Annotated in this window: 16 protein-coding genes; 12 read left to right on the forward strand and 4 right to left on the reverse strand. The window is 37.6% G+C overall.

From position 1 onward, the window contains the following. Positions 1-60 precede the first annotated feature (60 nt). The 3 genes from L3V46_RS08550 to L3V46_RS08560 all read left to right on the forward strand — a co-directional run bounded on the left by L3V46_RS08550 (position 61) and on the right by L3V46_RS08560 (position 3,844). Complete coding sequence (locus L3V46_RS08550; protein WP_004822281.1) at positions 61-1,452, forward strand: 3-oxoacyl-ACP reductase; 1,392 nt, start codon at positions 61-63, stop codon at positions 1,450-1,452. A gap of 191 nt (positions 1,453-1,643) precedes the next feature. Beyond that, positions 1,644-2,498 carry a MaoC/PaaZ C-terminal domain-containing protein gene (locus L3V46_RS08555; protein ID WP_004719535.1) on the forward strand — a complete coding sequence of 285 codons (855 nt, stop codon included), beginning with the start codon at positions 1,644-1,646 and terminating at the stop codon, positions 2,496-2,498. 80 nt (positions 2,499-2,578) lie between these two features. Next, a complete protein-coding gene (locus L3V46_RS08560; protein ID WP_239045437.1) occupies positions 2,579-3,844 on the forward strand; it encodes a serine hydrolase domain-containing protein in 1,266 nt (421 codons plus the stop codon). A 116-nt stretch (positions 3,845-3,960) separates the two neighbouring features. Here the strand turns inward: L3V46_RS08560 and L3V46_RS08565 are convergent, their stop codons facing one another. Beyond that, the gene (locus L3V46_RS08565; RefSeq protein WP_239045438.1) at positions 3,961-4,548 is read right to left on the reverse strand and encodes a TetR family transcriptional regulator; all 588 of its coding nucleotides are present in this window, start codon (positions 4,546-4,548) and stop codon (positions 3,961-3,963) included. 114 nt (positions 4,549-4,662) lie between these two features. On the opposite strand from L3V46_RS08565, the gene L3V46_RS08570 reads away from it, so the two are divergent. The 5 genes from L3V46_RS08570 (at position 4,663) to L3V46_RS08590 (ending at position 13,473) form a co-directional block, all read left to right on the forward strand. Then, on the forward strand, positions 4,663-6,150 hold the full coding sequence (locus L3V46_RS08570; RefSeq protein WP_034615188.1) for a SmvA family efflux MFS transporter: 1,488 nt from the start codon (positions 4,663-4,665) through the stop codon (positions 6,148-6,150). A gap of 326 nt (positions 6,151-6,476) precedes the next feature. Beyond that, positions 6,477-8,696, forward strand: a complete 2,220-nt coding sequence (gene dnaX / locus L3V46_RS08575) for a DNA polymerase III subunit gamma/tau (protein WP_239045439.1) — start codon at positions 6,477-6,479, stop codon at positions 8,694-8,696. 525 nt (positions 8,697-9,221) lie between these two features. Continuing rightward, on the forward strand, positions 9,222-9,959 hold the full coding sequence (locus L3V46_RS08580) for a hypothetical protein (RefSeq protein WP_034618334.1): 738 nt from the start codon (positions 9,222-9,224) through the stop codon (positions 9,957-9,959). A gap of 34 nt (positions 9,960-9,993) precedes the next feature. Next, complete coding sequence (gene mgtA, locus L3V46_RS08585) at positions 9,994-12,741, forward strand: magnesium-translocating P-type ATPase (RefSeq protein WP_239045440.1); 2,748 nt, start codon at positions 9,994-9,996, stop codon at positions 12,739-12,741. Between the two features lie 12 nt (positions 12,742-12,753). Beyond that, positions 12,754-13,473 carry an MgtC/SapB family protein gene (locus L3V46_RS08590; RefSeq protein WP_004719550.1) on the forward strand — a complete coding sequence of 240 codons (720 nt, stop codon included), beginning with the start codon at positions 12,754-12,756 and terminating at the stop codon, positions 13,471-13,473. 65 nt (positions 13,474-13,538) lie between these two features. On the opposite strand, the gene L3V46_RS08595 is transcribed toward L3V46_RS08590, so the two are convergent. The 3 genes from L3V46_RS08595 to L3V46_RS08605 all read right to left on the reverse strand — a co-directional run bounded on the left by L3V46_RS08595 (position 13,539) and on the right by L3V46_RS08605 (position 16,788). Beyond that, positions 13,539-13,970 carry a thioesterase family protein gene (locus L3V46_RS08595; RefSeq protein WP_004822266.1) on the reverse strand — a complete coding sequence of 144 codons (432 nt, stop codon included), beginning with the start codon at positions 13,968-13,970 and terminating at the stop codon, positions 13,539-13,541. Positions 13,971-14,197: 227 nt separating this feature from the next. Continuing rightward, positions 14,198-15,004, reverse strand: coding sequence for an OmpW family outer membrane protein (locus L3V46_RS08600; protein ID WP_004822265.1), 807 nt, complete (start codon positions 15,002-15,004; stop codon positions 14,198-14,200). 629 nt (positions 15,005-15,633) lie between these two features. Then, the gene (locus L3V46_RS08605) at positions 15,634-16,788 is read right to left on the reverse strand and encodes an iron-containing alcohol dehydrogenase (RefSeq protein WP_004822263.1); all 1,155 of its coding nucleotides are present in this window, start codon (positions 16,786-16,788) and stop codon (positions 15,634-15,636) included. Between the two features lie 120 nt (positions 16,789-16,908). Here L3V46_RS08605 and L3V46_RS08610 point away from each other — a divergent pair, with 120 nt between their 5' ends. Genes L3V46_RS08610 through L3V46_RS08625 form a run of 4 tightly spaced genes read left to right on the forward strand, consistent with a single transcriptional unit; the run spans position 16,909 to position 20,674 of the window. Continuing rightward, a complete protein-coding gene (locus L3V46_RS08610) occupies positions 16,909-17,412 on the forward strand; it encodes a low molecular weight protein-tyrosine-phosphatase (RefSeq protein WP_239045441.1) in 504 nt (167 codons plus the stop codon). A gap of 40 nt (positions 17,413-17,452) precedes the next feature. Further along, positions 17,453-18,481 carry a UDP-N-acetylmuramate dehydrogenase gene (murB, locus tag L3V46_RS08615; RefSeq protein ID WP_239045442.1) on the forward strand — a complete coding sequence of 343 codons (1,029 nt, stop codon included), beginning with the start codon at positions 17,453-17,455 and terminating at the stop codon, positions 18,479-18,481. Positions 18,482-18,494: 13 nt separating this feature from the next. Next, the gene (locus L3V46_RS08620) at positions 18,495-19,643 is read left to right on the forward strand and encodes a YdcF family protein (protein WP_004822257.1); all 1,149 of its coding nucleotides are present in this window, start codon (positions 18,495-18,497) and stop codon (positions 19,641-19,643) included. After that, complete coding sequence (locus tag L3V46_RS08625) at positions 19,643-20,674, forward strand: alpha/beta hydrolase (RefSeq protein ID WP_004719563.1); 1,032 nt, start codon at positions 19,643-19,645, stop codon at positions 20,672-20,674. The genes L3V46_RS08620 and L3V46_RS08625 overlap by 1 nt, the downstream gene beginning before the upstream one ends. Positions 20,675-20,958: the final 284 nt, after the last annotated feature.

Below are 20,958 nucleotides of genomic sequence, written 5' to 3' on the forward strand. Positions count from 1 at the left end.
ACTGAAGTTAAAAGATAGCTTAAGCCCCATACAAAATTAATTTGATGAGAGATAAGAAACATGTCTGACCAATACCAAGCATTTGCTAAATCTCCAATTGGTAAATTTGTCATAAAAAATTTAGGTTTACCATCACCAATCCAGCTAGACCGCTTTGAGTCAGCCACTCCTGTCGTTAAAGGTGCTGTATTATTTGGTGCAGCTCCAAAGAGTCATTTCACTGGTGAAGTTGCGCAGGTTCTTAGTAATATTCATGCCAATACTTATGCAGGGAATAACGCAGAGTTACAACAAGCTGCTGCAAAATCTGGTTTGAATGTTGGTGCTTTTAATGAAGGCGATAAAGAATCAAAATTCAAAGCAGTGATATTTGATGCATCAGGGATTCAAAATTCAGAACAATTACATGAACTACACAAGTTTTTTAATCCTGTTGCCCGTCAAATTGCAACATCAGGTCGTGTAATTATTATTGGTTTAACACCTGAAACTGCACCAACGATTAAGCAAGCGATTGCACAACGTGCATTAGAAGGGTTTGTTAAATCGGTTGGTAAAGAGTTTAAGAAAGGAATTGCTGCTGATCTTATTCTGGTTGATGCAGATGCTGCACAAAACTTGGAATCAAGTTTACGTTTTGCAATTTCTCCACGTTCAGCATACGTATCGGGTCAAGTGATTCGCGTATCTAAAGGTGATGTGATTGATATCGATTGGGCAAAACCGCTTGCAGGCAAAACTGCATTAGTAACAGGTGCAAGCCGTGGTATTGGTGAAGCGATTGCACATGTATTGGCACGTGATGGTGCACATGTAATTTGTTTAGATGTTCCACCACAACAAGCAGACCTAGACCGTGTTGCAAGTGAAATCGGTGGTTCTACGCTCGCAATTGATATCACTGCTGCTGATGCTGGTGAAAAAATCAAAGCTGCGGCAGCTCAACAAGGTGGTTTAGATATCATCGTACATAATGCGGGTATTACACGTGATAAAACTTTGGCAAATATGAAGCCAGAGATGTGGGATCTGGTGATTAATATCAACTTATCTGCTGCTGAACGTATTAACGATTATTTATTGTCAAATGATGGTTTAAATGCAAATGGTCGTATTGTTTGCGTATCTTCAATTTCAGGTATTGCTGGTAACTTAGGTCAAACCAACTATGCTGCATCAAAAGCAGGTGTCATTGGTTTGGTGAAATTTACTGCGCCTGTGTTAAAAAATGGTATTACCATTAATGCTGTAGCGCCGGGTTTCATTGAAACTCAAATGACCGCGGCAATTCCATTTGCAATCCGTGAAGCAGGTCGTCGTATGAACTCAATGAGTCAAGGTGGCTTACCTGTTGATGTTGCTGAAACAATTGCTTTATTTGCATCTTCAGCATCTACAGGATTAAATGGTAATGTTGTGCGTGTTTGTGGTCAAAGCTTATTGGGTGCATAATCACGCATAAGTGAAGTCCTGTTTCGTTTAGGGGATTTCCGCGAAGAGATTATTTGTGTATTTAAATAACACTTTCGCTGGCTTTCTCTTGAACGAAATCAGGATGTTTAAGCTGTATCATCCGTTAATTTCCAACTGAAATGTTGGATTTTTTAAATGTTGAATAAGAATTAATTTTTCAAAGGTCCAGTATGAATACTCGCCATTTTAGTCAACTTCCCAAGCCATATTTAGCTTATCCAAAAGTGATTCAGGGTTTAATTTTTAAAAAGCCAAAAGGTGAAAAAGTTCTACCGCAAGTTGAATATGTGGTTGATTCATTCAAAATTGATCCAAATCATTTAAAAGCATATAACGAAGTGTGTGGCTTTAAAAATAATGGGTATATTCCCGCGATTTATTTAGCTGTTTTATCGCAAAGTTTACAAATGCATATGATGACCTCTGAAGCATTTCCTTTTGCAATCTTAGGCTTGGTGCATATTCGCAATCAAATTAAGCAAACACGTAAAATTGGGGTCAATGAACAGCTGACTTTATCTTGTCAATTTGGTGAGTTAAAGCCCCATGATAAAGGGGTTCAGTTCGATTTCATCACAACAGCCAAAGTTGGCGGTGACGTGGTCATGCAAGGATTAACCACCTATCTAGCACGCCAAAAAACCGATGGTTCAGTTACAGAAAAACCAAAAGATAAAAAAGAACCAAATTATCAAGTTCAGGCGGTTTGGGAAGTTTCTGAAAATACTGGTCGTCGTTATGCTATGACATCAGGTGATTTTAACTTGATTCATATCCATGCATTAACTGCAAAAGCATTTGGTTTTAAACAAGCGATTGCTCATGGGATGTGGAGCAAGGCGCGTGTTCTCGCTGGGCTCAACTTACCAGAAGCTTATGAAGCCGATGTATTGTTTAAATTGCCGATGTATTTACCTTCAACAGTAGAATTTTTAACTGCACAAGATGGTACAACAACTGACTTTTTGATTCGTAATCAAAAATCACAAAAACCTCATGTTTCTGGTGTAGTTAACGCTTTATAAGATAAAATATAAAGCCTGAGTCGAGATGATTCAGGCTTTTTTAATTAAAAAAGTTATGATTAAAAAAATAGGATAGGGCAATGAGCAGTTTAACGGACATTATTTTTGCGAGTACGAAAAATTATCAAGGCTATGTGGATGAGCGTTTTCAAGATCTCGCTGTTCAATTTAGTCGTTTGCAGGATGGTCGTAGCGAAAATGGTGGTGCTGCTTTAACTGTTTATTTTCAAAATGAAAAAGTTGTCGATATATATACGGGTAAAAAATCAAAAACTGAGCAATGGAATGAGCGAACCTTGTCGGTATGTTATTCCACTGGGAAAGGTGTACTGGCAACACTCGCGCATATTTTGGTGAGTGAAGGTTTCTTAGACTACGATACGCCTATAGTCAATTTTTGGCCTGAATTTGCTCAAAATGGTAAAGAGAATATGACACTGCGTCATATTTTAATTCATCAAAGTGGCTTATACGATATTCGAAATATTATTGCTGGTGCCGTTGAAATGGCAGATTGGCAGCATATGCTCAAGGTCATGGAGCAGGCCACACCTCGTTTTGCTGTAGGAACTGATATTGCATATCAGGCATTAACATTTGGCTGGTTGGTGGGTGGTGTTTTAGAGAAAGCAACGCAACAATCTTTAACACAGTTAATGCAGAAGTATTTGGTTGAACCCCTACAACTTGATGGTGCCTATTTTGGTGTGCCTGAATCTGAGCTAAACCGTGTGGCGCGTTTAATTCAAAAAGCAGCACCTGTACAAAAAACAGAAACAAAATCCAGTAAGAGCAAAGCCAAGAAGCATCATAAAACGTCTTTTTCCGATAAATTGGTTGAATTAACCGGACAAAATCCACAAGATTTTTTAGATGCTATGGTACCGAAAGGGATGCGTGATTTTAGTTTCTTTAGTGACCAAGGGCTTCAAGCAATTATTCCAGCGGCCAATGGTGTATTTAGCGCCAATAGTCTTGCAAAAGTTTATGCCATGATGGCAAATAAAGGGGTTTGGGAAGGAAAAGTTTTCATTCGCCCTGAAATATTTGCTGAGTTAAGTCAAATCCAATCGATTAAACGAGATCGCGTGATGCCAATTCCTATGAAATGGCGTTTAGGCTACCATCGTGTGATTAGTATGGGTAAACGTGCCAAGCAAGGCTTTGGTCACATTGGATATAATGGTTCTGGGGCGTGGTGTGACCCGCAACGAGGGCTTAGTTTTGCCTACACTCATAATTTTGCCATTGGTTCAATCACCGGTGATTATCGTCTTTGGGGGCTGACCCAAGAAACATTACGTTGCGCCGACGGTTTACTTAAGGGAAGTAAAGGCTGGTTCTAAATATTAAGATCAAAGCGATTGAAATTTTATAGTAGATCAGATGGCTGAGTCTTATTTTGCAAAAGAATTAAAAATAAGGACTTTAAACAGCGGTATATAGATTTATCAATATTTTCTTAGGCAAATAACTCCATTTTTAGAATGGTTTCGACATGATGTTTAAACGAGTGTTGGTCTAGACCTTTTAAGCCAAGTTGATAGATTCCTTCTAAACCACAAACAAAAGCAATCAGCCGCCAAGCAATGTCTTGGCTGCTGCTGGTTATAGCAATTTTAAATTCTTGTTGGCTGACGCCATGTTCAATCGCAGTAACCAAGGCAACATGCCATTGTTCCATCGTAATATTATAAGCTTTTTTAATTTCAGGATCTTGGTCGATTAAAATCTCAGCTTCATTCCAGAGTCGTAAATAGGGTTGCGTTAGTTCAATATTTTCAAAGCCTAGCAAGAGAGATAAACGCTCAAAACTACTGTCGGTTTTAATTTGATCTTCTACTTCATTGAGTTGATCCATCAATTCAATAAAAACTTCGGCCTTTAAATGCGAACTTGATTCAAAGTGATGATGTACTTGTCCTGTTGAAACTTGTGCTTCTGCGGCAATACGGCGCACAGTTAATCCATTCAATCCATCTTGTAATGCAACACGCTTTGCTGCATCCAAAATCATAGTACGACGTTGTTCTCGGTTTAAATAGTTCATCACTTTTAATACAATAAAATTTACAAAACAAATATTAAACAAAGTTGGACGTTTGTTCAAGTCTGGTTATAATGACTCAAATTGAACAAGTGTCCAACTTTAGTTAGGTGTGTTATGTACCGCAATTGGGTGATTTTGGCAATCATCGTTTTAATTTATTTACCGGTTTCAATTGATGCAACGGTTTTGCATGTTGCCATCCCAACATTGAGTGCTGCCTTATCACTATCCAGTAATGAAATGCTCTGGGTGATAGATATCTATTCACTGATCATGGCAGGCTTGATTTTACCCATGGGGGCATTGGGGGATCGTATTGGTTTTAAACGGCTGATGCTGATTGGTGCTGGTATTTTTGGTGTGGCTTCGCTAATGGCTGCTTTTGCGAGTTCAGCCTATATGTTGATTGCTGCCCGAGCATTTCTTGGTGTAGGCGCTGCCATGATTTTACCTGCAACCTTGGCAGGTGTTCGAAATACCTTTTTAGATGAAAAACAACGTAATTATGCTTTAGGTATTTGGGGAACTGTCGGTGGTGGTGGAGCCGCTTTTGGTCCATTGTTGGGTGGTTTTATTCTAGAACATTTTTCATGGGGAACCGTGTTCCTGATTAACGTGCCAATTATTATTTTGGTCTTGGTATTGACCACATGGCTGGTGCCAAAGCAAGCAGTACAAACCAAGCAACCTTTAAATCTATTACAAGCGCTCATTTTGGTCACTGCAATCTTAATGCTGATTTATTCGATTAAGACCTCTATCTATGCGTTTAGCCTAGGGATGATTTTGATTTTTGTGCTTGGATTGGGATTGTTGGTAGGATTTATCCGCCATCAATTGAAAACAACCCAACCGATGATCGATTTTAGTCTGTTTAAGAATCCTGTGATCTCAACCAGTATTGTGATGGCAATGGTGGCAATGATTGCATTAGTTGGTTTTGAGCTACTGCTTTCACAAGAATTACAGTTTGTGTATGGATATAGCCCATTGGAAGCAGGTTTGTTTATTTTACCCTTTATGATTGCAATTAGTATTGGTGGACCCTTTACCAGTATTTTAATGAATCACTATGGTTTGAGACCTGTAGCAACTGTAGGGATGCTGATGTGTGCCTTATGTTTCTTTGGTTTGGCCATGACCAATTTTGACATCGATTATATTCAAGCTTGGGTGTGGATGGTGCTGATGGGGATCAGTGTTGAAATCGCATTATTATCTTCCACGGCAGCTATTATGTCTGCTGTACCTCCACAAAAAGCAACGGCTGCTGGTGCAATCGAAGGCATGGCGTATGAGTTAGGTGCAGGTCTTGGGATTGCGATTTTTGGACTGTTGTTGTCTATATTTTATGCGAATTCGATTATCTTGCCTGATCATTTACCGTTGAATATCGCAGCTCAAGCAAGTTCTTCTATTGGTGAGGCATTATTGCTGAGTAAACAATTAGAACCTGCATTGATGCAACAGGTAAAACAAGCTGCTTTTGAAGCGTTTATTCATTCGCATAGTAAAGTCTTGGGTATTTCGGGTCTGATGTTCCTAGTTTTATCTGTATTTGTTTGGCGTGCTTTACCAGCAAAGAAACAGATCGCTGTCTAGAATATTGCGCATAATTTAAATTATGCGCTTGTTTTTACATTTAGATTTTAAAGTGTGAAAAAATGAGTTTGATGTACCGATTGAAAAACTTTAGCAAGCCCAAATTGTGATTTAATCAACACTGCCACGGCAGTGTTTTTTAAAGTAAAATAGCTACTGTTTGTTTTTAAATCTATTTAAGAGATAGATAAACTTTATGTTGTAGAGCACAGTGTCAAATTAGAAGAAATTGATCGAATTATCTCTAATAAAAAAATAACTCTACAGTTCTTCATTCACTAATCAGCAAAAAAACAGTATCCTTAGACCTGTAACTAGGAGCTTCCATGTATCAGGTACTTGCACGTAAATATCGCCCACGTAACTTTAATGAATTGGTCGGACAGAATCACGTTTCACGTGCACTGACCAGTGCTTTAGATCGTGGACGTTTACACCATGCCTATTTATTTACTGGAACGCGTGGGGTAGGGAAAACCACAATTGCTCGAATTTTAGCGAAATGTTTAAATTGTGAAACAGGGGTAACCTCTACACCTTGTGAAGTTTGTGCAACCTGTAAGGCGGTAAATGAAGGGCGCTTTATTGACCTTATTGAAATCGATGCGGCATCACGGACAAAAGTCGAAGATACACGCGAGTTACTGGACAATGTGCCTTATGCACCAACCCAAGGGCGATTTAAGGTATATTTGATCGATGAGGTACATATGCTTTCGACGCATTCATTTAATGCGTTATTGAAAACATTGGAAGAACCGCCTGAACATGTAAAATTTTTATTTGCGACAACTGATCCACAAAAATTACCAATTACGGTGATTTCACGTTGCTTGCAATTTACATTACGTCCATTGGCTGTAGATGAAATTACCCATCACCTTACAGATATTTTAAATAAAGAAGAAATTTCATCAGAGCAAGATGCGATTTGGCAAATTGCTGAATCTGCCCAAGGTTCATTACGTGATGCATTGTCTTTAACTGACCAAGCAATTGCCTATGGTCAAGGTGCAATTCATCATCAAGATGTCAAAGAAATGCTGGGTTTGATTGATAGAACCATCATTTATGATTTGATCTTGGCAATTCATCAAAACCAAAATGCACGTGTCAGCCAATTATTACTACAATTTAGGCAACAGGCTTTAGATGTTTCATTGGTTTTAGATCAGTTTATTTCGACTTTGCATGAGTTGGCAATGTTGCAATATTTGCCTGATTTAAGTCTAAAATACAGTGCTGAAATTAATCAAAAAATTATGCAGTTATCAAAAATTGTCTCTGCACAAGATTTACAGCTTTATTATCAAATTGCCAGTAAAGGTAGAGCGGAGCTACAACTTGCAGTAACACAAGAGCAAGGCTTTGAAATGACAGTATTGCGTTTACTGGCATTTAGACCGATGCAAAGCAATGAAATTGTAGTCTCTCAAGCTCAACAACCACAAAACAATCAGAATATCGATCAAGTTGCTATTTCACAGCAACCGCATCAAGCATCTGTTCAAACGGGGCTTGTGCAACAAGCACAAATTCAGCAAGAGCCAGCTCATCAACAGCAGGCTCAGCAAGTGCCTGTTGAAAAAAACAGTGAACAACAAAATGCTACTTTGAATGTGAGTTCACAACTAGAAACTGACGCGCCATTAGCGGAGACACAGCAAGCGCAGGTTGAGGCCAATTCGCAGCGTGTAGTGAGTGATTTAGATCCAGCTTTTGACCAAGTTGAAGATCAGCAAACTCAACAGCAAAGTGTTGACCATGAACCGAGCAGTGATGACTATTTAGATGACTTTGCTGAGGAAGTACAACAAAGCGCTGTGGTTGAAGCAACGGCTCATAATAATCAAGGTATTGAAGCACAGCAGCCAACTGTTCAAGAGAAAATTGACGTAGAAAATGCAGAACCAAGTTTAACCTTGTTTGGTGCTGAGTTGAGTCAACCGAAAAATACCATGTCTCCGTCTAGCCCAAATCAAGATGTATTCTTTTTAGCACCTGAAAATCAGGATCAAAATGTTGAAATTGATTTGGTTGAGCCTATTCATTCTCAAACAGATACTCCAGCTCAAGTTTCTAATATTATCCCTGAAATAGAACACGGATCTTGTTCTGAGGAACAAACGCCGCAACAGATACTTGCCTTAAAATTACAGGTCTTAGAAGGTGAGTGGACGGTTGATAAATGGGAGTATTGGTTTAGAAATAGCTCACTTTCTCCAGCTGTTCAAGAACTTGCACAGCATGGGTTAATGACAGGGGATGTGAATGGTCAATCTATTTTTCAAATTTCACAAAAATATGAAAAATTATTGAACCAAGCACAACATGATCTTGAGGCGAAATTAAAACAGCAGTGGCCGAGTACTTTGTTTACGGTGCAATATGGTGAAGTTGAGTCGACTACACCTTATATGATGCAAAACGAGCGTAAGCTTCGAGCTTATGATCGTGCCAGTGAAATGCTTCAAAAAGAGCCTTTGGTCAAAAGCTTAATTGAAGCATTGGATGGAAAGTTGGAAAATATTCAGCTCAAAGCCTAATTTTAAAAAACATCTAGATTAAATAACGTTTTAAACAAGCTCAATTTCACTGGAATTGGGCTTGTTTTTATTCCACTGTATTTTGCCGAAATTTATGCATTATTCACAATCCTTTTCTACCTGTGCCAAGGTAAATCATTTTAAAATCTCATCAGGTTCTCAATTTATATAAGAATTTTAATTCCAATTATGATGATCAATCTGGCATTTATAGACGTTGTTATGCTGAAAATCACTTGTTTTAAATATTTTTATGGTTATAATTGCGGCAACTTTAATTAGCGGAGACCCTAAGTGGCAAATTGTTCATCGAGGCGCTGTAGTTTATATACAGCCATTATTCGTATCTGAGCAAGAGAGCACTGCCTTTAGGAGAGCTGTCTTGCAATGAGACAGTTATAATCTGATTTTAAACTACATCCCCATTTTGACGTGAAACAGCTCAATTTTGACTTTAATCAGTTCAATTTTGGCTTGTTTTTGTGCGCACTTAGATTCATACCGCCTCAGCAATGAGGATTACGGATGGTAATCAATCAACTTTGTATGATAGAAACAGTACTGATTACGGGCTGCTTTTTATTACTTATTATTCATAAATCAGCATATGCTGATCCTGTATTAATTACAGATGATGCAAGTGTTGCTGATCTATATACTTGCCATTTTGAAAGTAATATAAACTTTTATAAACATCAGGAGGTTAATTCCAGTTTTTCTCCAGTATGTGGCATTGCCAAAAATTTGGAATTAAGTTTTCAACTGGATGATCATGTTCAAAATAAGAATCGTCATGATGTGATATCAGGTCAATTCAAACGTAATTTGAAAGCAGTGGAGTCAAATAGTTGGGGCGCTGCCGCATCCTTAACAATAAGCCGAAATATGTATGGTGATGACCACTCTAGTTGGAAAGTGAATCTCCCCGTAACTTATTTATTACTGGATGATCGGTTATTTTTAAATGGCAATATCTCCTATGAACATCAGGGCAATACTCAGTATGTTTTAGCTGCAATTTCAAGTAATTATTGGATCAATGCTAAAACTTCGCTCAGTGCAGAAATCTTTAATCAAGATCACCAGTCTGTATTTTTTCAAACCGCATTTGGTTATGAGTTGATTCAAGATTTTGTCAGGGTCCAAGTGGCTTATGCAGATCGATTTGACCACCATCATGATCGCTGGTTTGGGCTGGGAGCTGAGTTTCTCACCAATTTTAAGCTCATAAAAAAATCATCTAATTCAATTCCTGTTCAATAGGAAGAAGTCTTTATTGCCAAAAAAGGAGAACATTATGCTTCATAATCTATGGCAACGTTTATTTTCTAATTTCATCAAAAAATATCATATTCAACACTTATTTGAACGTCATCGTTCATTTAAAGAATTACATCAAGCCAGTTATGCCAGTGAAATTAGTAAAAAGCTTTCACAAAGTTTGATCAATGCTTCCTATGTAGCTTCAGAGCAATTGCTTAATCATTTAAATACAACAGAGCAAGGCTTGTCAGCAAAGCAGGTTGAACAACGACAAGAACAATTTGGATTAAATGAGCTTGCGCATGAAAAACCACTGCCGTGGTGGAAGCATCTTTGGTATGCCTATCGTAATCCATTTAATATTTTACTTACCATTTTGGCTTTGGTGGCTTTCTTTACCGACGATATAGAAGGCACAATCATTATTACAACCATGGTTGTACTTTCTACGGTACTGCGCTATTGGCAAGAATTTAAGTCAAATAAAGCAGCCGCTGCATTAAAAGCAATGGTAAGTAATACAGCTACTGTGATTCGTCAAGTTGATTGGGATGATCCAGACCTTGAAACCTTGCAATATGACCTAGATCAAGGATCTCAACAGGTTGAACTTGCGATCCAAGATTTGGTTCCTGGTGACATCATTTTATTGTCTGCTGGAGATATGATCCCTGCGGATTGTCGAATTATCTTTGCAAAAGATCTGTTTGTTTCACAAGCGTCAATGACAGGTGAATCTATTCCTGTAGAAAAGTTTGCTGATCAAAAAGATCACACCCTGCAAAATGCATTGGAACTGGAAAATATTGTTTTTATGGGAACCAATATTGTGTCTGGTTCTGCAAAAGCAGTGGTGGTAAATACTGGGACACAAACCTATTTTGGGGCATTGGCACACCGAGTATCCCATGCAGATCGTGCAACGACTTCATTTCAAATGGGGGTAAATAAAGTCAGTTGGCTATTGATTCGATTTATGTTGATCATGGCACCAGTTGTATTATTTATCAATGGCTTTACCAAAGGCGATTGGAGTGAAGCATTGCTGTTTGCTTTATCTGTTGCTGTGGGTTTAACACCTGAAATGTTACCGATGATCGTGACCTCAACATTGGCCAAAGGTGCAGTATTTTTATCTCGTAAAAAAGTTATCGTTAAACGTTTAGATGCGATTCAAAATTTTGGCGCAATGGATGTTTTATGCACTGATAAAACAGGTACCTTGACTGAAGATAAAATTTGTTTATCACAACATGTCGATGTAAATGGCAAGACATCACAACGCGTACTGGTACAAGCTTACTTAAATAGCTATTACCAAAGAGGGCTGAAAAATTTACTGGATGCTGCAATTTTGGACCATGCTGCACAAGACTTGCAAGATCTAAATTTTAAATTTAAGAAGCTTGATGAAGTACCGTTTGATTTTGTGCGTCGACGTATGTCAGTAGTAGTCAGAACCTTGCAGGGTAATGCACGCATTATCACTAAAGGTGCGGCAGAGGAAATGTTGAAAGTCTGTTCGCACGTAGAGATAAATGACAAGATTGAGCTATTAACACCAGACCATCTTGAGGCGATTCAAGAAAAAATACGCCAATTTAATCTTGAAGGTTTACGTGTTATTGCCATCGCGTATCGAGATTTTAGTGGTAGATCAGATGACTTTTCTGTCGCAGATGAAAGTAATTTGATTTTAACTGGATATCTAACTTTCTTGGATCCACCTAAAAAGTCTGCTGCACCTGCTTTAGCTCAATTGGCAGCGCATGGCGTCAATGTCAAAGTGCTTACTGGTGATAATGAGTTTGTTACTCAAAAGGTCTGCAAAGAACTTGGTCTGGACTGTGAACATGTTCTTTTAGGTGGGCATGTTGAGAATATGACTGATGAAGAACTAAAATTTGCCGTTGAACATACACAGGTATTTGCCAAGTTAAGCCCAGTTCACAAAGAACGTATAGTGATGCAGCTGAAAGAGAATGGACATGTGGTTGGATTCCTAGGCGATGGAATCAATGATGCGGCTGCGATACGCAGTGCTGATATTGGAATTTCGGTTGATACCGCAGTGGATATTGCCAAAGAATCAGCAGATTTAATTTTACTTGAAAAAAGTTTAATGGTGCTTGAAGAAGGCGTGCTAGAGGGACGACGTACATTTGCCAATATGCTGAAATATATCAAAATGACGGCAAGTTCAAATTTTGGTAATGTTTTTTCGGTATTAGTAGCTAGTGCTTTTATTCCGTTTTTACCGATGCTACCGATTCATTTGCTGGTACAGAACTTACTTTATGATGTATCACAAATCGCCATTCCATTTGACAATGTTGATGATGAGTTGATTGAAAAACCGCAAAGCTGGAAACCAAATGAAATTGGACGTTTTATGATTTTCTTTGGGCCACTCAGTTCGATCTTTGACATTTTGACCTTTGCTCTGATGTGGTTTGTATTTCATGCAAATTCACCAGAACAGCAAACCTTGTTTCAGTCAGGTTGGTTTGTCGTCGGATTATTAACACAAACGATTATTGTGCATATGATTCGTACAGAAAAAATACCATTTATTCAAAGTCGTGCGGCAATGCCTTTGATGGTCATGACTTTGGTCATTGTGGCTGCTGGTATTTTCTTACCAATGGGGCCTTTTGCTGAGTACTTAAAATTACAAGCTTTACCATTAACTTATTTCTTATTTTTACCTTTCATCTTGCTTGGCTACATGCTGGTTGTGCAACTGATGAAAAAAATTTACATCCGTCGTTACGGGTGGTAATGGAGAACTCCAATGCAACTCCAATTCATGCAACATCTAGAATTAGCGAATATGCTAGATACCTTGATTAGTTTACTTGGCGCTTTTATTTTAGGGGGATTGATCGGGTTTGAGCGACAGTATAGGCAGCGTACAGCAGGTTTAAGAACCAATGTATTAGTCGCACTTGGCGCTGCTATATTTGTTGATATTGCCAATAACTTAACAGGTGCTGATGGTTCAGTACGGGTGATTGCTTATGTGGTTTCTGGCATTGGATTTCTTGGCGCAGGGGTAATCATGCGCCAAGAAGGGAATATTCAAGGGCTCAATACTGCTGCAACCTTGTGGTGTTCTGCTGCTGTCGGTGCTGCGGCAGGTTGTGACCGTTTGGTGGAAGCAATATTAGCGACGATATTTATTTTGGCAGCCAATACTTTATTACGTCCTATTGGGCATATTATCGACCGTAAACCTTTAAATGTTGATTCGGAAATGCAACATGAAATTTATGTGGTTTGTCAAAAAGAGCACAGTAAATATGTTATGGATGAGCTGAATAAAGCTTTAAAGCGTTATCATTTTCCTGCTAAAGATTTTGATGTAGAACCGTTTGGTGAGCAAGATGTGGAGATTAAGGCGATTTTGATTGCGAACTCCGTTGAGGAAAAAGAAATTCAGCCGATTATTGAAATGTTAAATCAAATGCCTGAAGTGAGTCAGGCTTTTTGGGATCAAAATACCTTGGCTTAAAATGATGTTTTATTTTTAGGGTGTCGGTTTTAAGCTATTTTGAGCGTCGATTTTTAGCTTTAACCTTAAAGTATATAGTCTTGCAAAGCATCTCGCATTTTTTGTGGAATCGGGGTGCTTTTCTTTGTCTCACGCTCAACAAATACATGCACAAATTGACCTTGTGCTGAAGCTTCAGTTTTACCCTGTTTGAAAATAGCCAGATCATAGCTCAGTGATGAATTACCAATTTTTGCAATGGCGACCCCAACCTCAATAATTTCTGGATAGGTGAGTTCTTCGAGAAAATGACATGAAGAATTTACCACCAAGCCAATGATGGGTGAATGGTGTATATCAAAGTCTGTTTTTTGGATCAGGAGCGCATTTGCCGCAGTATCAAAATAACTATAATAAGTCACATTATTCACATGACCATAAATATCGTTGTCTGCCCAACGTGTTTGGATAGGGAAGATAAAGGAATATTGGGTACGTAATTTTATTTCTGGTTTCATTTGGATTATTCATTCAAATAGATAAAAAATTAACAGCGCTTTTTTGTGATCAATCACCAAGTCAATGCTTTTCAAGATTTTATAAACAAGTAACTTTATAGATGAATTTTGCACTTGTTTACAAGTGTTTTAGTTAAACATTTATAATCAAGTGTATGCAATAAAAAAGCTCATTAAGTCTAACCTAATGAGCTTTTGCAATTTAGAACTGATTCAGTCCAAATTGATTAGAAACGATAACCAAGACCTAAATAAGTCACGATTGGTTTAATCTCAATGCTGCTTTGGCCTGAAATTAAAGTGGTTTGTCCAGCTGGCGTTGTACCATTAACATTTAATTTTGCTTTTGTTGTTAAATGCGCATATGAAACAGAAGCAGTTGCATACCAATTTTTGTTGATATTGAAATCTGCGCCAAGGATTGCAACAGGTGCAAACGCGTCATCAACTTTAACTTTACCTAGTTCTGGATTGTATCGACCAAGTAAAGGATTGGCTTTTAATGCATCATTGATTGCTGAATCAGTCTCAACATTTGAGAAATGAGCATACATCAAGCCTGCACCTACATAAGGACGGATCTTGTTGTTGATTGAACCAAAGTGATAACGACCAGAAAGCGTTGGTGTATAAGCATCTGTTGTTGCAGCTTTATCAAATTTATTTAGATCAACGACAGTAACACCATGAACTTTAATGCTACCTTTACCAGCAAGCTCCATTTCAGGAGGAGCGCCTAAAGTTAATTCAAGCGAAACATTGTCATTGACAAAATAATCAAGCATTAAGCCTGCTGTATCTGCATTTTGTACTTCAAAGCCTGCATCTGGGTTATTGGCTTGTATATTCGCCAATGGACCTAAATAAGGACTATTACCAGTTTTACCATTTACGCCTTGTCCTTTACTTTGAGGCATAACATGTAACCAACCAGCAGAAACACCAAAAGTTTTACCATCTGAAGTTGCTGCGTGAGAAACGTTGCTTAATCCAAATGCTGCTAATGGCAGAATTGCTAATGTAAGTTTTTTCATAGAATCATTTTCCAATACTAGTTGTCTTAATTTTCCGATTAAGATCTGTCGCGATTTTAGAGTAATTATTTTAAAAATTAAATAAAAATTAAATAAAAACTAATTACTAGCTAGTCATAAAATAAACGTTTAATGGGTTAATAGTTTGATAATTAATCATTTTTAAATAAAATCTTTAAAAAAACTTTAAGTTCGATTGATTAAAAAATATAACAAAACGACGCAATAAGATGGTTTTTTTCATATTTTGAGAATAATCAAGTTTAATTTTAATGCTGTATTTTTACAAGATTATAAGTTTTGTTCAAAATTTAGGTCGATTTGATCTGATGCAGGTCGCATATTTCAAACACAAATTATAGGTCATATGATAGATATCTTTATACTTTTAAATAAAACACTCAGCGAGTATGTCTCAATTGTACTTCATGTTTATTCAAGATTTTTCATAAATCAGAAAATGATCATGTGGAGTGAGTCGTATTGGTATAGAAAGAGCCTTCTCCTACTGGAAGAAGGCCAGGATGAGGGCGCTTTTATGTTGATTTATGCTTTTAAAAAGGATTTATGAAAGAAGTCTATTTAAAAGCGTATTCAATAAATCAGTGCATGATCAATGTTGATAAATTTTAATAAATCGCCTGATAAATTTTTAATGCATCTGCGTGGAGTAGAGGCCTCGGATTATTTTGTAAAAGACGGGTTTGTAGCATTGCATCGGATGCCAATCTATCCAGTTGCTGCTCGTGTACATTTAAATCGCGTAATTTCAAAGTCAAACCACTGTGATCTAAGTGTCTCTGCATATGATCAATAAATAAGTCACATAAGCCTTCTGTACTGCCTTTACTATAAGGATCAAGCCATTGCATTAACTCTGCATAAAGTGCTTTTGCATCAGGCGCATTGAATTTTAACACTTCCAATAAAACCAAAGCATTAGTATGTCCATGTGATAAATGAAAATGACCACCTAAGGGGTATGCTAAAGCGTGTACAGCACCTACAGGAGCGTTGGCAAAAGCCTGCCCTGCAAGCATAGAGCCAACCAGCATATTTTGACGAGCTGCTAAATTTGTACCATCCGCTAGGACCAATTTTAAATTTTTATTTAAAAGTTTAAGGGCTTGTTTAGCAAGCATGTCTGCATAAAAATTCTTTTTAATTTTAGAGGTATAGGCTTCAATGGCATGCACCATCGCATCTATGCCTGTTGCTGCTGTGATATGTGCAGGTAGGCCTGAGGTAAATGTTGCATCTAGAATTGCCACATCGGCATATAAAATGGGGGAAACGATACCTGTTTTGGTGGTTTCACCTGTAGTGACAATTGAAATGGGGGTGACTTCAGAGCCTGTGCCCGCTGTGGTTGGAATAAGAATTAAAGGAAGGCGAGGGCCTTTGACATTATTGACTCCATAGATTTCCTGAATACTTTGTGATTGCTTTGGATTTGCCAATATCGCGATGAGTTTAGCAACATCCATAGAGCTACCACCACCAAAGCCAATCACCACATCTACTTGATTGTCTTTGGCAAATTGAACTGCCGATAAAACAATCTGCTCTGCTGGGTCTGCCTGTACATCGGCATAAATTTCATAGTCTAAATTGCATTGCGCTAAAATTTTTAATAGCGGCAAATGCAGTGCGTGTTGAATCATGCCTGCATCTGTCACGATTAATGCTTTGTGGTATTGATTGCCTAATACTGTGCTGAGTTCTTGGATTGATCCTAAACCTGAAATAATATTGGCTACAGTTTGGAATTGAAAATGACTCATATGTATTATCCTTAATCTATCATCACAAATTAAACATTATTGTTTTAAGGTTCTATAGGATTCGCCTGCTAAATAACTTAACATAAGACTTTATAAAAGAAATGATCATTTGAGGTTGTTATGTCATCCAAAATGCCATACAAAGTTTTATGTGTGTGCTTAGGAAATATTTGTCGTTCACCCACAGCAGAGGTGGTTTTACGACACTATTGTGATGAAAAACGATTAAATGTAGTTGTGGATTCCGCTGGAACGAGCAATTATCATCCAAATAAATCACCCGATAGTCGCAGTCAAAAACATGCAATAAAAAGAGGCTATGATCTTTCTGGATTACGTGCTAGACAATTAAAAATACAAGACTTTTTAGAGTTTGATTTGATTCTTGCCATGGATCATCAGAATTTTGCGGATATCCAGCATGTGTATAACCAAGCCATCAGCCAATTTGGTCTTGCTCAAATCAAAGCTAAAATTGCTTTAATGAGTGAGCATGATCGCGTTTATCCACAACAGGCGCTTCCAGATCCTTATTATGGTGAAGCTGATGGATTTGAACGTGTACTTGATCAGTGTGAATCAAGCAGTTTGGCTTGGGTACATGTGTTTCAACAACAGTTTTAATGCAAGTGATTGAAATATTTTTAGGAAATAAATTTAAGTTATGAATATTGAATCACAGGTTCAGCTCAAACCCTTTAATACATTGAGTTTGAACTCGATTGCATCACATTATGTCAAAATACAATCTATCGTAGATCTTCAACAAGCGTTGCAGTTTTCTAAAGCACACGATTTAAACGTTTTACTGCTTTCAGGGGGCAGCAATATGATGCTGCCTGAGCATATTCATGCGCTTGTAGTTGCTATAGATATACACGGTATTGAATTTTTAAGTGAAGATGCCGAAAGTAAAACAATCAAAGTGGGTGCAGGGCAAGTTTGGCATGACTTTGTATTATGGACGACAGCGCAACAACTTTATGGTTTACAGAACTTGGCTTTGATTCCGGGCTTAGTCGGCGCATCGCCTGTGCAAAATATTGGCGCGTATGGTGTTGAAGTCGGTGAATTTATTCAATCTGTAGAAGTCTACGATCGTCAATCAGCACAGACACTTTCAATTCAAGCACAAGATTGCCATTTTTCTTATCGACACAGTATTTTTAAAGATGATCCAGATCGTTATGTGATTACCCATGTGATTTTTAAATTACTTAAACATGCTGATTTAAAAGTAAATTATGGGGATTTAAAAGATGCAATGATGGATGATATGAGTGCTGAAAACTTACAAAAGCAAGTGATTCATATTCGTCAAAGTAAACTCCCAGACCCAAAAGAATATCCAAACGTGGGAAGTTTCTTTAAAAATCCGATTATTAAGCAACAAGAGTTTTCACAATTAATTGCAAAATTCCCTAATATTCCACATTATCCTCAAGCAGGGAATCACGTTAAAATTGCAGCGGGTTGGTTGATTGATCAATCAGGTTGGAAAGGTAAACAGCTTAATCAAGTGGGAATGTTTCATAAACAAGCGTTGGTATTGGTGAATTATGCCGATGCAACATTGACAGATGTACGCGCAACATATCAGGCAGTACAAAAAGATGTTTTTGAGAAGTTTGGTGTGCACTTAGAGCCTGAACCTGTGCTTTATAATGAACTAGGGTTAATCGAAAACCATTAAATTGAGTAAATATATGGTCAAACCGCATTGGATGGTCAGATTTCTACGAATAATTGCCATATTATTTGTATTATTCGGCTGTTTGGTCGTTTTTTGGTACACGCCATTTTATTCGACAATGATGGTTAAAATCCTGAATAGCATTGTTCCAGTTGAAGTCAATCAGGTGGCAGCAAAGAGCCAGCAAAATGCTGCGCTTTCGGAGGCTGAAAATTTAGAACCTGGTTCTGATTTATGGATTGCTCGACAAGCCTATCTTAAGCTGATGGATGAAGCCATTAAGAGTAAAAATGCTCAGGATTTAATGCTACTCCAGTTACGATATAAAGCCTTGCAAGAAAAAATTGCTGAAGATCAAAAAAATGATGATGAAGAACAAAACAAACCGGTAATTCCATTGGTGTCTGAACATGCTGCATCAGAGGTTGTTGAGAATCAATCGAACGATGTGGTTAAAAACTTATTGGATTTAAATAGTGAAGACAATAAGGCTTTAATGGATGAATATTTAACATTCTTAAAAAAACATAAAATTGATGAAAAATTACTTCAAGAAAATTCACACACATTGGCAAATGAATTGTCCAGTTCACAAGTACAAGAAGATCTTGAAAGTTTGCCGATCAAAACCAGTGAACAACCGAAGCCAATCAGTCAACCTTATGCAATTGTAGTCTTGGGCGGTGGTCTAACTTTAGATAAAAATCAAAAAGACATTATTGTGAATGACTATACCAAACTAAGACTTGAAACAACCTTAGCCTTAGAAGAGAAAGTTAAACTTCCTATTGTGCTGAGTGGTGTAGAAGCACCCTATATGCAAAAATGGTTATCTGAGCGCGGTGTACAAGCAAAACTATTAGAAAATAGAAGCATGAACACCTGTGAAAATACACGCTTCAGCTCATTGCTTTTACAGAAGAAAGGTGGTGCACCTACAGTCTTATTAATTACCGATCGTTACCATATGCCAAGAACGCGTCGTTTATTTGCATTAAATGGGATCGAAACAATTCCTGTCAATGCACCCATGCCAACTCAATTAACAGCATGGCAGCCTAGCAAACAAAATTATGATCATAGTCGTAGAGCCAATTATGAAACTTTAGCAACGATCCGAGATATGTTGTTTGGTTCGAGTGGCTGTAGAGAGGTGCCTTAATGGCAGATATTCCATTTTTAAATCCAACAATTCTAAAGCAACTTGACTTACCTATACCAAGTCGAGATACAACACCACAACTATTAGAAGCCTTAAACTTAAATCGTGAATATATTCCAAATAAAGAAATAAAATCTTATCAACGTCTTTATGGTTTTGATCAACTGGACTGTGTGCAATGGCAAGGTTTTATTGATATGCCGTTGTTTAAACTGCATGTGCAAGTATTTAAACCCAATATAGATAAAATAAAAGGCACTGTATGTTTGTTGCATGGCTATTTAGAACATAGTGGTATTTACCAACCGATTGTGAAAGAAATCCTTGAACAAGGGTTTAGTGTGATTACTTATGATTTACCAGGGCATGGGCTGAGTAATGGTTCGCCTGCAAATATTCAAAACTTTGACCATTATCAACAAGTGTTACATGCGGTCTATCAATATGTAAAAAATGCAGAGCAGCTTCCTAAGCCGTGGTTGGGAGTGGGGCAAAGTACAGGTGGTGCAATTTGGATGCATCATTTACTTGAGTATGCACAAAAACGTGAAAATCCAATTGTGGATCGGGTATTGCTGCTTTCACCATTGGTCCGACCTGCAAAAACAGCGTGGTGGCATAATTCTATTGGTTTAGGAATTATTCGCAGAATTAAAAGAGAAGTTCCTCGTCACTTTAAAAGAAATAATCACAATCCAGAGTTTTTAAGATTTGTACGCCTTAAAGACCCTTTGCAACCTCGAATGATGGGAATGGATTGGATTTTGGCAATGTCAAAGTGGATGCTGGAAATGGAAGCCTATCCAAAGTGCCGCATTCCGGTTTGGTTGGCACAAGGTGCACAAGATCAAACTGTAGACTGGAAATATAATATTGATTTTGTACGTCGACAATTTAGATTACAGACCTTATTGATTCTTGAAGAAGGCTCGCATCAATTGATTAATGAACGTGCTGATATACGTGCAGCATTAACAGGATTAATTCCTGCGTTTCTACATGCACAATCTTCTGGTGATTATTTTGAATAGATATAGGTTGCTTTTAAGCTGAATTTCTCAAAAATGCCTAAAAAATAGGTGAATTATGCGGTTTTTTGAATATTTAGATTAAAAAATAATCACACGATGCATTTTGTTGAAAATAGGGCTTGCGCTGGTTTAAAATCTGTATAGAATACGCAGCATCCCGACGCGATACAGCAAACGAACTTAGCTTAGAGGGTTAAGTTGTTAAATGTTTATTGCGTCTTATTTATCACTGACGAAGTGATAAATTAATCATTAAGAGAATATGAAGAACAACTTGTGTGGAT

Source organism: Acinetobacter sp. AG3, assembly GCF_022343575.1.
GTDB classification, from domain to species: domain Bacteria; phylum Pseudomonadota; class Gammaproteobacteria; order Pseudomonadales; family Moraxellaceae; genus Acinetobacter; species Acinetobacter guillouiae.

Excerpts from the sequence above, each read along its gene's own strand:
- murB (WP_239045442.1), top strand. The coding sequence starts at position 17,453 with ATGAATATTGAATCACAGGTTCAGCTCAAACCCTTTAATACATTGAGT.
- L3V46_RS08620 (WP_004822257.1), top strand. The coding sequence starts at position 18,495 with ATGGTCAAACCGCATTGGATGGTCAGATTTCTACGAATAATTGCCATA.
- L3V46_RS08590 (WP_004719550.1), top strand. The coding sequence starts at position 12,754 with ATGCAACTCCAATTCATGCAACATCTAGAATTAGCGAATATGCTAGAT.
- L3V46_RS08565 (WP_239045438.1), bottom strand. The coding sequence starts at position 4,548 with ATGAACTATTTAAACCGAGAACAACGTCGTACTATGATTTTGGATGCA.
- dnaX (WP_239045439.1), top strand. The coding sequence starts at position 6,477 with ATGTATCAGGTACTTGCACGTAAATATCGCCCACGTAACTTTAATGAA.
- L3V46_RS08610 (WP_239045441.1), top strand. The coding sequence starts at position 16,909 with ATGTCATCCAAAATGCCATACAAAGTTTTATGTGTGTGCTTAGGAAAT.
- L3V46_RS08560 (WP_239045437.1), top strand. The coding sequence starts at position 2,579 with ATGAGCAGTTTAACGGACATTATTTTTGCGAGTACGAAAAATTATCAA.
- L3V46_RS08555 (WP_004719535.1), top strand. The coding sequence starts at position 1,644 with ATGAATACTCGCCATTTTAGTCAACTTCCCAAGCCATATTTAGCTTAT.
- L3V46_RS08605 (WP_004822263.1), bottom strand. The coding sequence starts at position 16,788 with ATGAGTCATTTTCAATTCCAAACTGTAGCCAATATTATTTCAGGTTTA.
- L3V46_RS08595 (WP_004822266.1), bottom strand. The coding sequence starts at position 13,970 with ATGAAACCAGAAATAAAATTACGTACCCAATATTCCTTTATCTTCCCT.
- L3V46_RS08625 (WP_004719563.1), top strand. The coding sequence starts at position 19,643 with ATGGCAGATATTCCATTTTTAAATCCAACAATTCTAAAGCAACTTGAC.
- mgtA (WP_239045440.1), top strand. The coding sequence starts at position 9,994 with ATGCTTCATAATCTATGGCAACGTTTATTTTCTAATTTCATCAAAAAA.
- L3V46_RS08600 (WP_004822265.1), bottom strand. The coding sequence starts at position 15,004 with ATGAAAAAACTTACATTAGCAATTCTGCCATTAGCAGCATTTGGATTA.
- L3V46_RS08580 (WP_034618334.1), top strand. The coding sequence starts at position 9,222 with ATGGTAATCAATCAACTTTGTATGATAGAAACAGTACTGATTACGGGC.
- L3V46_RS08550 (WP_004822281.1), top strand. The coding sequence starts at position 61 with ATGTCTGACCAATACCAAGCATTTGCTAAATCTCCAATTGGTAAATTT.
- L3V46_RS08570 (WP_034615188.1), top strand. The coding sequence starts at position 4,663 with ATGTACCGCAATTGGGTGATTTTGGCAATCATCGTTTTAATTTATTTA.